Raw genomic sequence first — 16,024 nt, forward strand, 5'->3', positions numbered from 1 at the left:
TAATAGAATGACTAAGAACATCAATGAAGTTCCGCTCGGTCGGCGTTCATTCATCAAGGGAGCCGCCTTTGGTCTCGGGGCCGTAGCCCTGGGCGGCCCACTTCTATCAGCGTGCGGCGCGCCGTCACCGTCGACCCTGGCCGGACCGTCCTCTATGGTGGCGTTGCCCACCTACGTGGCTCAAGCAATTCCGAAGCCGGACTTGGAAGCGCCAAATCCGCAAGTGCAGAATACCTATCTCCGCTACCCCGCAGAGAAAATTACCACCGTCAAGGGCGCTGTCGGAACTGGCAAGTCGGTGACGGCACTGGTCATGACCTACTCGCAGCCGCCAGCGGCTCTGGCTCAGAACTCCTATTGGCAGTTCATCAACAAAGAGCTCAATATTGATTTTCAGCCCGTACTCGCGGCAGCAAACGACTTCTCGGCAAAGTTTGCAGCGACAATGGCTGGCAGCGATATTCCAGACATGGTGTCCATACCAGTGTTTCTTGGTCTCCCGCGTGTCCAAGAGATGTACAAGTCGATCTTCCAAGACCTGAGCGAATTCCTGTCAGGTGATGCGATCAAGGACTACCCGAATCTTGCAAACATCGACACAGACACGTGGAAGTACTGTCGAGTCGATGGGAAGATCATCGGAATTCCGGCCCAGCGACCCACCATCGGCCGGCCGTTTCTGGTGCGTAAGGACATATTCGACAAACTCGGTGTCAACTACAACCCGGCAAATGCAGCAGAATTTGAAGAAATGTGCAAGGCAGTCACCGATCCAAAAGCGAATAGGTACGCTCTGTCGGGTGCCGCTGGCGGATGGTGCGACGACAACTTTGCTGGGATGTTCGGAGTGCCCAACGGCTGGCGACATGAATCCAATGGGTCTCTCATTCGAGACATTGAAACCGAGGAGTTCAAAGAATCGGTCGCGTTCAGGAGGAAGCTCTGGGAAGGTGGCTACTGGCATCCCGACAGCGCCAATCAGCAGACGGCAAATGCCCAGGCCCTGTTCGTCTCCGGAAATATCATGACGTTTAGTGAGGGTTTCCCACGCTGGTCCACTATTGCCAGCGGGCACCCGGATATTGACATTGACGCGATGAAGAACTTCGGTGCAAATGGTGGCGACGGAACTCAGCTGACCAGCCGACCTCTGTTCTCTGTGACTTCACTGAAGAAGACCGAAGACAAGGAACGTGTAAAAGAGCTGCTGCGCATTTTGGATTATCTGTGTGCGCCCTTCGGTAGCCAGGAGAACTTTAATATTGCCTTCGGCGTTGAAGGCAGCACGTTTGAGGTCGAAAACGGCGTTCCAACGCTAACGAAGAAGGGCAGTGCGGAGAAGGGTGTAAGCATTGACCGCCTGGCCAATGGTCCTCAGTCGCTCTTCTCTCCCGTCCCCATCGACGATAGCCTCAAGCGCCAGTTCGAATTCCAGGTCGCCATTGCTCCTATTGGCGTGAGCGACCCCGCGGGGCAATACTGGCCGATCACTGTGCCGCGAATGGCCTCATTGGATGACCAGATCACGTCCGGCATCACCGCCGTGATTACGGGTCGCAAGCCCGTCGATCATGTGGATGAACTGGCAAATACTTGGCGGAACGGTGGCGGTGACGAGCTTCGCAAGAAACTAGAAGCTGCCATCGCTGCTGACGCAAAGTAACCGAATGTTGGTGGGCCCAATAGTTGTTGGGTCCACCAGGTTCCGTACCGAAAGGAAAAAATCATTGGGACCGTCCCGGCTCATTGGTGCTTATGCGATTGGTGAGCAGCATTTTGATGCTGTTTTTCCACAGAATGTTCGAGATCGAATCTCAGCCCGTCTTGAGATGACACATGAGCGAACTGATCCACGACTTCAGGCCGACAATTCGCTTGTAGAGGTTCTGATTACCGGATGGGGAGCACCATATCTCGATGAAGAAGCACTCAAGAGTTTGCCAAAATTACGCTTTGTAATGCATGCGGCAGGCTCGCCTCGGCCGATTATGAGCCAAGCAGCATGGGACCGAGGTATCAGAGTCGTCACAGCTGCAGCGGCGAACGCTATCCCCGTCGCCGATTTCACTGCGGGGCAGGTTCAGTATGCACTCAAGGGTGGTTGGCGAAAGGTGCTGCAGTCTCGTGCACTTCAGAAACCGACATTTTCGACGGGGACACGCGGCGTTACGGGTGCCACGGTTGGAATTGCAAGTCTTGGGCTCATTGGGCGAGAAGTGGTCAGGAAGCTTAAGCCACTAGAAGTTGAGGTAATTGCGTATGACCCCTATATTTCACCGGACGATGCTGCGGAACTCGGTGTGCAACTTGTGGGGATAGAGGAATTGTTCTCACGGTCAGACGTTGTAAGTATTCATACACCTCTGCTTGAAAGCACTCGGAACATGTATGGTGCGTCGCTTCTGGAATTGATGCCGATTGGTGCAACGTTGATCAACACTGCGCGGGGTGCGCTTGTCCCGACTGATGAACTAGTCAGCACGCTTGTCAAACGTCCCGACGTCTTTGCTGTTCTTGATGTCACGAACCCCGAGCCACTCCCGAGCGGCCACCCGTTCTTTGTATTACCGAATGTAGTAGTTACGCCCCATATTGCTGGCAGCCTGGGGTCCGAAGTAGGCCTGATGGGCGCTCTGGTTGCTGCTGAAATTGAGCGACTAACCAATGGTGAACCGTTGCATCATGAACTGACGCCAGACGGCCTGCTGCTCAGCGCCTAGCGGGAGATTCCCGGCTGTTTTGATTTCGTTCGGACGGCCGGGAAAAAGTCGCATGATTCTGGCCCGAACGAGGCCCCAATACGGAACAAAAATATATGACCCAGTAGTGCGATTCGGGCTCTGTTACACCTATGCTGTGGGGCGCGAATGGCCGGAATGGGACGCCTGACTCCCATGCTGTCGGTAGAACACTGCCGAGATGTCTTCCAGATGTCACGACTTTGGTTACTTTCGTCCCAAACTGAACTTCGGAGCAGCAAGGAAAAGTCAGGTCATACACTCCCGGAAACTTAAGTCAGGCCCTGACAAGGCATAACACAAGTCTCGAATCACATAGCTAGGAAACTCCCGCCAGTGCCCACACTGGCCTGACACTCGCCACCGTACGAAAATTTACAGCACAAAGGAAACGCACCACATGGATACCTTGCATACCGTCGTCGATCTCGCCAAAGACCCCTGCACGGCAGCGGAGGACCTGAGCAACTTCGGCCCAAGTACAGGCACAATGGCCCCACGTTCCCATTTTGATGGAGGCCTGCCACAGCGATCGCTCAATGGCATGTGGCGATTTCATTACGCCGAGACACTTGCCACGGCGCCGGACGGGATCGAGGCCGGGGACTTTGACGATTCCGCCTGGACCACCATCCCGGTCCCCTCCAGCTGGAATATGCACGGCCACGGCCGGCCCTCCTACACAAATTCACGGTTCCCGTTCCCGCTGGATCCGCCGTTCATGCCGGATGCGAATCCCGTGGGCGATCACCGGCTGACCTTTGACGCCGACGAAGGCTTCCTTGACGGTGCCGTTCTGCGCTTTGACGGGATTGACAACGCTGGCACCGTCTGGCTCAACGGCACCTTGTTGGGCATCACCCGCGGCTCCAAGCTGCCGCAGGAATTTGACGTCTCGGACAGCCTGCGCGCCACCGCCAACGTCCTGGTGGTCCGTGTCTCGCAGTTCTCTGCTTCGAGCTACCTCGAGGACCAGGACGCCTGGTGGCTCCCGGGCATTTTCCGCGACGTCACCCTGCTCGCCAACCCGGCCGGTGCAGTCCGCGACGTTTTCGCCCGCGCCGGCTACACCACAACGGGCCAGGGCACGCTGGTGATCGAGCTCGACCCCCCGCAGCCCGGCGCCACCGTCACCATTCCCGCTCTCGGCTTCACCACCATTCTCGGCGACGGCTCCCTGCCGCTGACCGAGGTGGGCTCGGTGGAGGGCTGGAGCGCAGAATCACCAACCCTCTACGCCCTGGAAATTACGACGCCGGTGCAAACCTTGCGCCTGACCGTCGGCTTCCGGACCATCACCGTAGAGGACGCACAAATCCGCATCAACGGCACACCCATCCTGTTCCGTGGCGTCAACCGCCACGAGCACAACCCGGACCTTGGCCGGGTGGTCCCCTATGAGCAGCTGGTGCGCGAACTGCATCTGATGAAGGCGCACAACATCAACGCGATCCGCACCGCACACTACGCCCCGCACACGGACCTGTTGCACCTAGCCGATCAGCTGGGCTTCTATGTGATTGACGAATGCGACTACGAGTCCCACGGCTTTGAACTGGCTGCCTGGAACGGCAACCCGAGCGCGGAACCCGAATACCGCGACGCCCTGCTGGACCGCATGCAGCGCCTGGTGGAGCGGGACAAGAACCACGCCAGTGTCATCATGTGGTCCCTGGGCAACGAATGCGGCGTAGGTGAAAACCTCGCAGCAATGGGCCGGTGGACCAAACATCGCGATCCCGAACGCCTGATCCACTACGAAGGCGACATCAACAGCCACTATGTGGACGTGTACTCACTCATGTATGCCGTGCCCGAAGTTGTGGAAGCAATTGGCCGCCACGAAGAAGAACAGCTGGAAAACCCTGAACACGATGCGCACCGCCGGAGCCTGCCGTTCATCCTGTGTGAATATGTCCACGCCATGGGCAACGGCCCCGGCGGCATGCGCGAATACCAGGACCTTTTCGAGAAGTACCCGCGCCTGCAGGGCGGCTTTGTTTGGGAATGGATTGAACACGGCATCCGCCAACACACTCCAGACGGCGAAGCATACTTTGCCTACGGAGGAGACTTCGGTGAAAAGGTCCACGACGGAAACTTTGTCATCGACGGACTGGTCTCAGCCGACCTGGAGCCCCGCCCCGGCCTGCTGGACTACAAGAAGGTCATTGAGCCGATCTCCATGACGGTCTCAAATGACTGGAATAATCTGGAAATCCACAACAAGTACGACTTTCTATCCACCGAATTCCTCGCCTTTACCTGGCGCGTCGACGGCCCGGCAGGACGTCTGTTGGAGGGGGCGCTGGAGGTACCGACAACAGCGGCGGGTGCCGTGTCCGGCGTCGTTCTTCCGGAAGAAATTATTGCGGCCAAGGGGGAGCTGCGGGTGCTGACCATCAGCGCCGTCCTGGCGGAAAGCGCCCCATGGGCTCCCGCGGGGCACGAGATCGCCTGGGCGCAGCAGGGATCCGCCAAGACATCGGTTCCGGCGGTTCGTGCAATCTCATCTGCTGAAATTCGGGACGGTGGAGTGCGCCTCGGGCCTGCGATGTTCAAACGCGCCACAGGCGACATGGTGGAATTCAAGGGCCTGGCCGTGAACGGGCCACGGCTGAACCTATGGCGCGCGCCCACCGACAATGACAGCCTGCCGGATTGGACCCCCACGGCTGCCGCACCGATTCCGCCAGACGCGGATGGTTGGACCAAGGACGGCCTTCCCCTGCTGGAGGGGAATCTGCGGTCAATGACGGACGACGACGGCACCCTGACGGTGCGCGTCCGTTACGGTGTGGCGGGCCTCCCGCAGCATGTGGACCTGACCTGCCGGTGGACGAGCGACGGTGACCAGTTGGAACTGGCTGCCCATGTGGAGCCCGGGCCGGGGTGGGGCAAGAACTGGCCGCGGATCGGTTTTGACTTTGAGCTCCCGGGGGAGTTGTCGCAGGTGTCGTGGGCAGGGTGTGGTCCGGGCCAAAAATATCCGGACACCGGAATGGCCCAACAGCAGGGCTGGTTTTCAGCCTCAATTGATGAGCTGCAGGTACCGTATGTCCGGCCGCAGGAAAATGGTTCACGGGCCGGGGTTTCTGAACTCAGCCTGGCGTCCGAGACTGGAGTGTTGACCTTCCGCTGCGAGGACATGGCCTTCTCTGCGCGCCCGTGGTCGCAGGCAGCATTGGCGAAGGCGGCGCACACACCGGATCTCCTTCCGGACGGAAAAGTTTACCTGACCTTGGACGCAGCCATGCATGGAATCGGCACCGCCTCCTGCGGGGCCGGCGTACTGCCGGCCTACCAACTGGTACCGGGCGAATGTCACTTCACCGTCGTCATGTCCTAACCGCCAACGGCGACGGCGCCGCCGGACTCATTAAAACTCGCTAAATTGATCCTGACCCGTATCGGGTTTGGCCTGTTAGCGACTTGCACGCGATGGAATTGGAGCCCACACCACTGGGGGCCATCTTGGAATTGCTGTTGGCCGACGCTTAGAAGGGTGCCCCAAGCACGGCCAAGCAGCGCAGAACAGCGTCCGGAAACACGATTTCCGGGCGCTGTTCTGTATTCAAGTGTTGCATTCAAGTACTGCGGGCCCAAGGAAATGGGAGGATTACGATGCGCGGTTGGCTGTACCTGGGACGAGTACTTTTTGGATTGCCGGGCCAACGAGGCGAATGAGCGTCTCGGAGTCGGCTTCGGCCAAGAGGGGGACGCCGATGATGCGGCGGCTGGTAACGAGACCTACGAGCATCGCTGAGGCGAGGCCGGCCCGTAACGCGCTTTCGGAATCATCCCCGATACGGTCTTTTGACCCGCCGACCAGTCTGGACTGGATGAAGTCCGCGAGCTGTGTGCTTGCGTTGTTGTTGACGATGGCTCCGCGCAGCATGGCCATCAAGGGCTCCGACTCTTCTGGGGATCCCTCCCAAGCCTGAAGGTAGGCGCGGACTACACGTTCTCCGAGGTGTTCGTCGGGGCCCTCGAAGGCTGTGTCAAATAGGGCAATGACCGTCGGGGGAATGGACATGACGGCGGCGAAAAGCGCTTCCTTTGAACCGAAAAATTGCATGACTTGGGATGGGTCGACGGCGGCATCTGTGGCGATGCTTCGAATAGTCGTCTCTGTGAAACCTTCGGTGGCAAATCGTCTTCGGGCCACTTCAAGGACGGCGTTCCGGGTGCTCCCGCTGCCCGGGGGGCGTCCCCTCCGTCGTCCGGGGGAAGTCAGTTCCTGCTTAGTCATGACACCAATCTACCTCAGAAAAAGATTTATATAAACATGCGTTGATTTAATCGTGTGTCCGACTTACGCTGGGATCGGCACAACGATTCGTGTCCCGAACCAGTGATTTGAGGAGCTCACCATGAGCACTGACCAGAAAATGTTCGTCCCGTCCCACCCCCTTCCTCCCGAGCGCACAGGTTTGCTGACTGCCTACGACCCAGGTACCCGCACCTTGGCTGCGGGCTATCAGGCTGCTCCGCATTTCCGCCCGTTGCCAGTGGATATTGTGTTTGAGAAGGATATGCCGGTGACCTTGCGGGACGGTGTGACGATTCACGTTGACGTGTTCCGGCCCGTTGGCTCGGAAGAGGTTCCAGTCATTGTTGCCTGGAGCCCTTACGGCAAGGGACAGGGCACCTCGGCTAGCGTCATGGGCGTCTTTGGGCTTGTTGGGCTCGACAATGATGTCGTGTCCGGTTTGGAAAAGTTTGAAGGCCCGGATCCGGCCTACTGGTGCGCTCAGGGTTACGCCATCGCCAATCCGGACATTAGGGGAGTGGTGGATTCCGAGGGTGACAGCGTGCTGTGGGACCGGCAGGAAGGGCGTGACTGCTATGACTTGATTGAGTGGCTGGCAGAGCAGGACTGGTGCTCCGGCAAGGTCGGCATGAGCGGGACCTCGTATCTGGCGGTGTCGCAGTGGTTCACTGCGGCAGAGCAGCCTCCCCACCTCGCGGCGATCAATCCATGGGAGGGTGTCAGCGATGTCTACCGCGACTTGGTGTTGCGGGGCGGCATGCCGGACACGGGATTTGCTGCGGTCTTGAAGAATGGGAGTTTCTGGGGAAAGAACCAAAAGGAGGACATCCTTGCGGAGGCAGAAGCCTTCCCGCTGATGACCGAGCTCTGGGAAAATAAAATTCCGGACTTCGACCGGATCACCGTTCCCGCCTATGTCGTGGCCAGCTACTCAAACACCCTCCACACCGCTGGCACGTTCCGGGCCTGGCGCCGGATGGCATCGGAGCAGAAATGGCTTCGCATCCACAACAGCCAGGAATGGCCCGACTACTACGACCCGGAAAACGTTGAGGATCTGCGCCGCTTCTTTGACCACTTCCTCAAGGGTGCAGACAATGGGTGGGAGCAGACACCACCGGTCCGCTACTCCTTGCTCGACCTTGCCGGCGGCGACCAGGTCGCCGTTGCCGCCGAAGCATTCCCTCCCTCGAATGTCGCCTCAACCAAGTACTTCCTCGACGGCCGCACCCGCGCATTGATCCCGACCCACCCCGAACAGGGGGCAACAGCAACCTACGCTGTGGAAGCCAATACGGATCTGGTCTCCTTCATCACCCGTTTCGATCAAGAGACGGTGATGGTGGGCTACCCGAAAGCACATCTGTGGGTCGAAGCTCGGGGCGCTGATGACATGGACCTGTTCGTCCTGGTGCAAAAGCTGGATAAGTTTGGCACGCCGTTGCAGCAGTTCACCGCTCCCAATCAAAGCGCGATGATTCACGACGTCACCGAGCGCGGCGGCTCGATCCTGCGCTACAAAGGTTCGGACGGCCGGCTTCGAGTCTCCCTGCGGAACCTGGATGAGGAACTGTCGACTCCAGATATCCCTGCGCATAGTTTCGATCGCGTCGAGAAGCTCGCACCGGAGCAGATCGTGGAGGTCGAGATTGACTTGCTTCCGATCGGGCTTGTCTTCCATCCGGGTGAGCAGCTCCGCTTTGTTATCAGCAGTCGCAGCCTTCTGGGGCCGATGATGCCAGGGGCGCAGGAGTATGTACCCGCGAATAGCGGAACGCACGTCATTCACACCGGTGGAGACCACGCGTCCTATCTGCAGCTTCCCATCAAGGACAGCTAAAGCACCGGACTAAGCTGGTTGAATGACACGAGAAACCGATGCGCGCTCCACACCGTTTGGAGCGCGCACCGTCTTCTCAAGACCGGGGCGATTCGCCCACACCTGATACCTCGAGCAAGGGAAACATATGCCTCAGCGTTATAGCGATGAGTCCACACGGCGCCGGGGCGCACGATTCCAGCGACGGTCTGCCACTGAACTGCCCCGAGCCGAGGTCTCCTCGTGCAGAACCCGGTACATTGTTGACGGTCACCTTCGTCCCACCCCCGAGCGCGTTTCCGTGGCTGAAGCCCTGCATTTTGCGGAAGCGGCCCCACACCGGATGGCACTGAGTCTATTCCCCGCGCCAACTCCGCAGGACATTGCTGAGCTCGCCGACGCTTGGGCCTTGCACCCTCTGCTTGTCGAAGACCTGCTGCACGCGGGCCAGCGTCCGAAGCTGGAACGCTACGGAGATGTCCTTTTCATGGTTGTGCGGTCCGCGCGATACGACGACGCTGCCGAGGATGTCGATTTTTCGGAGTTTCACGTTCTGGTTCGTCCCCACGCCATTGTCGTCCTTTGCCAGGACAAGCGGTGGATCGACGGGACCAGTGAGGCGACCATGTCCGGCGATGCGTCCGATCTTGCTGACCGTAACGGCCACACGCTCCTTGATGACGAATATCTTCTGAATTTGGGCCCTGAGGCGGTCGCTTATCGGCTTCTGGACGCGATCGTTGACGGGTACACCCCGGTGCTGCGAGGGTTGGCCATTGACCAGGAACAAATTGAACGCCAGGTATTCAGCGGGGATGCCGCCGTCGCCGAACGCATCTACCGGCTGAGTCAGGAAGTCATTGACCTGCAACATACAACCACCTCGATGGCAGATGTTTTGGTTGGACTTCGGCAGGGCTTTGACCGCTACGAAGTTCCGGAGCCCCTGCAGGCGTATCTGCAGGACGTTGCAGATCACCTCACCCACGCCAGCACGCGCGTTTCCGAACTCCGTGACGCACTCTCGCAGATCCTCAGCGTGAACTCAACCCTCGTTGCCCAGCGGCAGAACGAGGACATGAAAAAGATCTCCGGCTGGGCAGCTATCCTCTTCGCACCCACCCTGATAGGTGCAATCTATGGCATGAACTCCGATGTCATGCCCGAGCTGCACTGGGCCCTCGGCTACCCTCTGGCTGTGGGTGCGATGATTGCCCTGGCCGTGGCGCTATATATTGTCTTCAAAACCAAAAAGTGGATGTAGGTTGTCCGTTTAATCATTTGAAATTAGTTGTCAATCATTCTTTCGACAGGCCGAGTGAGAATGTAGATGGATGTCACCAAGTCATCAGAAACTCATTGAATTGGATGACAACTGCCACCCCTTCGGTGCCATCCATTGTTGCGCGCCTTGCGCACCAACAAAGGCCAGGTACAGCCATCGGCACGGCAAAAGAGTCGATCGAGGCGACAGCGGGATTCGTCGGTTCGCATCCGACGGGGCCCAGTCGACAGGACCCAGTGCAACCATCCGGTTGTGAACTGTGAATTTCTCAGATATGTGAGCGGGTTCCTTTTCTCCGAGACTAGGGCGTGCCGGATTCTGCGGGTCTTTTGTGCCCATCCGAAATCTGTACCGGCGGGCGGCCCTAGATAGACCATGGTGGCGGGGTGTTGGGTGCCCGCCGATAGTTTGGCACTGGTCTCCTAAGATGCCGAGGGGCGTGTCCTGGGTCCAGTTGGCCATCAACTTTCTGGCGGCAACGCAGAACCGTTGCACGATCTCGACGGCAGGGGCGATTGACGAAGGAAGCGCTCCCGATAGGGTTCATGGAACGCAACGCAGCAGGTGTCGCAGCCAGAAGGAGGCGGCACCTGCTGCGTTGAGAGTCGTGCTGTGGCTAGTGGGCTCCGACGGTGACGGCGATTTCGTTGGGGACTACGTCCATTTTCTTGGAGACGGTGATCTTGCCCGTGGTGAGGTCTACTGAGTGAACGGTGTGGGCCGCAGGCTCAGTGATGTAGGCGGTGTCGCCGTTGACCATGATGGCCGGGTGGGCGTCCTGCCAATCGGTGGGACCTTCCCAAGCCTTTATCACAGGGAATTCATCGACGATCTTTCCGTCTTTCGGGTCCAGCACGTGAATGGAGCCGTTCGTGGACAGAATGTAGGCCAGGTCCCCGGGACCCCGGGCAACGTCACGGAAGGTGTAGTTGACGGTGTCGGGAAGCTCGACCACGTTGTAACTGTGCTTCTCGGTATCAATCAGGGCGACGGAGTTGAGCAGGTAGCCTTCTGCATCGGGGTCATTCTTGTAGTCGCCAACCACGATCGGGCTAGTTTCTGAGACAAATGCGTTGCCCATCCGGCCGTACGTGTCCGGTGCAGTGAACTTCTCGAACTTACCGTGGTGGTACAGCAGCGCACCATCCTCGCAACCAAAGACCACTGCTTCATCGGCGGCAGCACCCTCACCGTGAATCCCTGGGCATTCCTTGCTCTGTGCTACTGAGTGCCAGTGGTCCTCGTGAGCTTCAAGGGCAACAGCTCCGGGGCGTGAGGATTTGTCACCCAAAGTGGTGAGGAGCGTCCCATCCTCCAGCACAATTGATACGCCGTGGTGGGCCGCATCGGCTGTGTACGTCCGTGTCTGGGGCAGTGAGCCGTTGACGGTAGCGAGATCCTCGGACTTCACGATGGTGGCGGTACCCGTTCCATCGTCGAAGAGGACCGTGTTACCGGCGTGCCGAACCACGTGGCCCGGCGCAGTCGCATCGAACACCAGATCGGTGAGCTTGGGTTCGGCCATATCAAGCAGCTGGAAACCAGCCGTTGTGGTGACGAAGACATGCCTCCCGTCGCCTGCGGCATTGAGCCTGGTGAACTCTTCGGAATCAAAGGACTTGACGACCTCGAGCGTCGCACCATCAAGGACGCTGATGCCGCCCTCGTAGGAAACGGCGACGCGACCGTGCGCATCAGCTGAACTGCTGGAGGTACTGGAAGCCTCGGCAGTTGAGTCGGCCGTGCCAGATGCGTTGCCGCAGGCAGATGCCATAAGTGCGATTCCGGCGAGAAAGGCGGTGACTGCCAGGCGGGTTCTTCTGTGGTGGAGCATGTGGTGATTCCTCATTTTCATTGTTAACTGCAACTGCAGGTGGGTGAGCGTGATCAGGGCGAAAGTCCCTGGACGATTCGTTGGATATTGGTGCGCATCATGTCCAGGTAGGTTGGTGCATCACCTGCGGGGCGGGTCAGTGATTCCGTGAACAGTTCACGGACTTCTACATCGATGCCGGCCTCACTGGCGAGCACTTGGACCAGACGGTCAGGTTGGGACGATTCGGCAAAGATGGTGGGGACCCCGGCACTGCGGATCGCTTCGCTGAGTTGGCGCAGGTCTGCTGCGCTGGGCGCAGCCAGCGTGGTTCCGCCGGGAATGACTGCCCCAATAACGCGAAAGTCGAACCGTTTCGCGAGGTAGCCAAAGACGTGGTGGTTGGTGACCAAAGCCCGGCGCTCGGCCGGGAGTGCAGCGAAAGCCGTTGCCATCTCGGTATCGAGTTCCACCAGCTGGGCCCGGTAGGCGGCCGCGCTGGTGGCCAGCTTCCCGGCGTCGATCCCGTCGATCGTGGCTGCGGCGGCCTCAATCGCGTTGACGACGCTGAGCATGGCGGCCGGATCGGTCCAGAAATGGGGGTCCGGCGCACCTTCTGCGTCCCCGGAACTGTAGGGGACGACGTCGATCACCTCACCGGCGACCAGCATGGGGGCGCCGGCTGCGGCAGCCCTGTCGAGATGCTGCACCAGCCCCTCCTCCAGGCCAAGACCATTGGAAATCAACAGGTCCGTGTCGCCCATCAGGGCCGCCAGCTGGGCGGAAATCTCAAAGGAATGCGGATCAGCTTCGGGCTGCATGAGTGTGGTCACCACGGCCTGGTCGCCAAGGACCTGACGAGTCACATCCCCCAGGATGTTTGTGGTGACCACGATCTGCGGTCCCTGTGGCGGTGCCGGCTGCGAGCACCCCGACACGACGATCATCGCCAGCACAGTGGCGATGGTCAGCAGCACGGGGCGCCTCATCGGCCGGTCTCCACGAGATGCACAGGCTGGGTTGGCAACTTAAGGGTTCGGGCAATGCGGGCGCCGTCGGCGTAGGCAATCTCAAACACCACGCCCTCCGCCGGTGCGCTGACGTAGGCGCGCTCGCCGTCAACGGTCAGCTTAACCTTTCCCGTCAGCTCCGGGCTGGCCAGTGTTTTGGGCATCAGCGGCTTCGTCGTTGCCATGCGCTCCTTGGTGCTTTCGCCATACACCTGGACTGTGCCGTCGGTACCGACGACGACGACGTGCCCGGCGTTGTCGTCCACCGCGGCGGCGGCGAGCACTGGGATGGCGGTGGGAACCCAGTCCCACTCCCGCTCACGGGTGTTGAGCAGCCACACCCCGGTGTCCGTCCCGATGCCGGCAACGGTGGGGCGGCCCTTGCGTGCGTCGAATGCCGTTGCCGGTGCGGCCGCCCCCTCGGGATATGGAACATGTACCAGAACGGGCGTCGCCCCATCGCTGGTGGCGATCACCGCGCCGTCGGCACATCCGATGACGAGACCGACCCGGGTGGTGATGGTGCCCGCGGCAGCCGGGCACTGCGCCGTCGTGCTTTCCGTGCCATTGGCGCCAATGGCACGCAGGCGAGCAGCCGTGCCACTTTCATCCGCTTCGGTGACGACTGCGCCGTCGCCCAGGGGAGCGATGAGGCCGGCATGCGGTGCAACTTCCAGGCGGAGAGTCTCAGAAATTGTTCCGTCCGAGAGTGCCGCATTATCAATAAGGACGGCGGAACCGGAGGACGGGAAGAACATGCCCGTGGTGCCGGCCGTGGAGAGCAACCCCGTGGCGACGGTTGCCGTGCCCTCGCCGGCGACTGTGCCGAGCGCCGCGGGTTCGGCCCGGTAGTAGTGGAAGTGGTCCACGTGATCCCACGTCCACACGCCGCTGTCGATGATCTCCACACCGTTGGTGTTGGCCGCGAAAATATAGCGCCCATCGCTCGTGACATGGACCGGCGGCTGGACAGATTCAAGCTGGGCCTCCGTGCCGTTCAAGAGATCCAACATGGAGGCTTCGCCAGTGGCGTCGACGGCCACCAGGTGAAGCTGTGGTTCGGCAACCTCGGCAACCCCGGGGATACCGCCATGCTCCGGCTGGGTAGATTCACTCACGCCCGGTTGCGGGGCGGGTGCACTGCTGCATCCGGCGAGAGCAAACAAAATGAAGGCGGCCAGTAAGGCCTGTGGAGTTCGGCTATTCATTGTTACTTTCCAGAGAGAGACACGGAAACGGGCAAGGGGATGCACTCTTGGGCCTTGGCTGTCGCTGAGCGGCGGCGCGCTGCGATGAGCCCTGCTGCCGCATTTGAAAGGGCGGCAAGGGCGATGGCGGCCGCAGCAATGGAGGCCCCTGCCGCAGTGCCCCCATACCAGGAGCAGAGCAGGCCCAGCCCGGCGGCGAGTATGCCGAAGGTGGAGGCGACGACCATGCGGGCAGGGATGCTGGCTGTCCAAGGCGTGGCTGCGACAGCCGGGGCGAGGAGCAAGCCAACTACCAGCAGCGAGCCGACAGCCTGAAATGAGGAAACAACGGCAAGCGTCACCAATCCCACCAGGGCCAGCTGTGCGGCACGGGGACGAAGCCCCAATGTCACGGCGATGCGGGTGTCGAAAGCCGCAGCAACGAAACTGCGGTGCAGGGCTGCAGCGACACTTATTGTCACCACCGCGGCGCAGAGCAGGCCGATCAGGTCACCGCTGTTCATGGCGAGGATGTCCCCGAAAAGCATGGCTGTTGCGTCGGTGGCAAAGGACCGCGAATGCGAGACGATGATGACGCCAAGGGACAACATGGCGACAAAAAGCAGGCCGATGCTCGTGTCGTAGGACAGTCGACCACGCCGCTGCAATGCGCTGATCAGCGCACTCATGACAATGGCGCTTACCGCACCGCCCACGACGGCGGGTGCCCCGGCAAGTGTGGCCAGGGCAACGCCGGGGAGCATGCCATGGCCAATCGCTTCGCCTAGGAATGCCATGCCACGGACAACAACCCAGGTCCCCACGACTCCGCAGATGATCGCAACGAGGGCGCCGCCAAGCAGTGCGCGCAGAAAGAAGTCTGCGGTAAAGGGTTCAGTGAGCCAATGCATGTCACCACACTAATGATAATGAGAACGATTATCAAATAAGGGTTAGGGTGAGGTGTGATTACTTCTGACTACGCCCTGCGTGGGCGAAACCTGTCCTTTAGGTTCGATGGCATTCCCGTTCTTGAGAATGTCGATATTGACTTGCAAGGGGGGAGTGTAACCGCCATTGCCGGGCCCAACGGAGCTGGCAAATCAACCCTCATCGAGATTCTTGCCGGCGTTCGACGGGCCGTCACGGGCACGGTGGAGCGGGCCGACGAGGTGGCGCTGGTGGTCCAGCGGGTGACCACCCCGGATGCGCTGCCCCTCACCGTTCGGGAAGTGGTCGCGATGGGGACCTGGGGTGCGTCATCTGGGCCATCCAATAAAATCGATGCCAAGGAGCGAAAATTTCGGATCGCAGATGCTCTGGACCGGGTCCAACTCGGCGATCTTGCAGCAGTGCCCTTTAATAGCCTTTCCGGTGGCCAGCGCCAACGCGTGCTGCTTGCGCAGGGAATTGCCCGCCGGGCACGCATCTTCCTCCTTGACGAACCTGCAGCAGGACTCGACGCGCAGAGCAGGGCGCGAACCCGCTCCATGCTCGCCGAAGAAGCAGAGCGTGGCGCGGCGGTCGCCTGCGTCAGCCACGACGATGATTCCATTGCTGCCGCCACTTCCGTGATCAGGTTGGAGGGTGGTCGCAGAGTCAGTTAGCAGCAGTTGCCAGTGGGTTGGGCTGCGTTTGGAACGGTGCTGTTGCGCCTCGGATAAAGGCGCCATGACCTGGTCTGTGGAGGGGATCGAGGATATGCGGCGCGGTGTGCTGGGCTGGAGCCGTCTGGTTCCTTTGTTTTGCGGGCTGGGGGTATTGCCAACAAGCCGGAGGCTGTGTGAATTGCCTACGGCTTGTCGTTGCGAAGCTGTTGTCCGCTCCAGCTTGTGGTGATTCCATGGCTGATGATCGTGAATTCGGAAGTGCCACCGTTCGTTTTCGGTGAGTGACTTT

11 protein-coding genes are annotated in these 16,024 nt (G+C 60.0%); 6 read left to right on the top strand and 5 right to left on the bottom strand.

Annotated elements, in window-relative coordinates; translation table 11 throughout:
- Positions 1–7: 7 nt before the first annotated feature.
- The 3 genes from art_RS17020 to art_RS17030 all read left to right on the top strand — a co-directional run bounded on the left by art_RS17020 (position 8) and on the right by art_RS17030 (position 6,087).
- Positions 8–1,663 (top strand): extracellular solute-binding protein, encoded by a 1,656-nt coding sequence (locus tag art_RS17020; protein ID WP_038466766.1) that lies wholly within the window; start codon positions 8–10, stop codon positions 1,661–1,663.
- A gap of 64 nt (positions 1,664–1,727) precedes the next feature.
- Positions 1,728–2,720: a hydroxyacid dehydrogenase gene (locus art_RS21840; protein WP_038466768.1), complete on the top strand. Its 993-nt coding sequence runs from the start codon at positions 1,728–1,730 to the stop codon at positions 2,718–2,720.
- A 418-nt stretch (positions 2,721–3,138) separates the two neighbouring features.
- Positions 3,139–6,087 carry a glycoside hydrolase family 2 TIM barrel-domain containing protein gene (locus tag art_RS17030; RefSeq protein WP_052136696.1) on the top strand — a complete coding sequence of 983 codons (2,949 nt, stop codon included), beginning with the start codon at positions 3,139–3,141 and terminating at the stop codon, positions 6,085–6,087.
- Between the two features lie 270 nt (positions 6,088–6,357).
- Here art_RS17030 and art_RS17035 read toward each other — a convergent pair whose 3' ends face one another.
- Positions 6,358–6,990, bottom strand: coding sequence for a TetR family transcriptional regulator (locus tag art_RS17035; protein WP_038466771.1), 633 nt, complete (start codon positions 6,988–6,990; stop codon positions 6,358–6,360).
- A gap of 121 nt (positions 6,991–7,111) precedes the next feature.
- On the opposite strand from art_RS17035, the gene art_RS17040 reads away from it, so the two are divergent.
- Positions 7,112–8,851: a CocE/NonD family hydrolase gene (locus tag art_RS17040; protein WP_038466775.1), complete on the top strand. Its 1,740-nt coding sequence runs from the start codon at positions 7,112–7,114 to the stop codon at positions 8,849–8,851.
- 280 nt (positions 8,852–9,131) lie between these two features.
- A complete protein-coding gene (locus tag art_RS17045; protein WP_367643746.1) occupies positions 9,132–10,094 on the top strand; it encodes a magnesium and cobalt transport protein CorA in 963 nt (320 codons plus the stop codon).
- 637 nt (positions 10,095–10,731) lie between these two features.
- Here the strand turns inward: art_RS17045 and aztD are convergent.
- From aztD to aztB, 4 genes are all read right to left on the bottom strand, one after another.
- Entirely contained in the window at positions 10,732–11,949 is a 1,218-nt protein-coding gene (gene aztD, locus art_RS17050) for a zinc metallochaperone AztD (protein WP_052136697.1), read from the bottom strand.
- A 53-nt stretch (positions 11,950–12,002) separates the two neighbouring features.
- Entirely contained in the window at positions 12,003–12,917 is a 915-nt protein-coding gene (gene aztC / locus art_RS17055; protein ID WP_038466783.1) for a zinc ABC transporter substrate-binding protein AztC, read from the bottom strand.
- Positions 12,914–14,056 (bottom strand): ABC transporter, encoded by a 1,143-nt coding sequence (locus art_RS17060; protein ID WP_253901399.1) that lies wholly within the window; start codon positions 14,054–14,056, stop codon positions 12,914–12,916. The genes aztC and art_RS17060 overlap by 4 nt, the downstream gene beginning before the upstream one ends.
- 92 nt (positions 14,057–14,148) lie before the next feature.
- Entirely contained in the window at positions 14,149–15,036 is an 888-nt protein-coding gene (aztB, locus tag art_RS17065; protein WP_038466788.1) for a zinc ABC transporter permease AztB, read from the bottom strand.
- 54 nt (positions 15,037–15,090) lie between these two features.
- Here aztB and art_RS17070 point away from each other — a divergent pair, with 54 nt between their 5' ends.
- Positions 15,091–15,732, top strand: a complete 642-nt coding sequence (locus tag art_RS17070) for an ATP-binding cassette domain-containing protein (RefSeq protein WP_052136698.1) — start codon at positions 15,091–15,093, stop codon at positions 15,730–15,732.
- Positions 15,733–16,024 lie beyond the last annotated feature (292 nt).

The organism is Arthrobacter sp. PAMC 25486 (genome assembly GCF_000785535.1).
GTDB lineage: Bacteria > Actinomycetota > Actinomycetes > Actinomycetales > Micrococcaceae > Specibacter.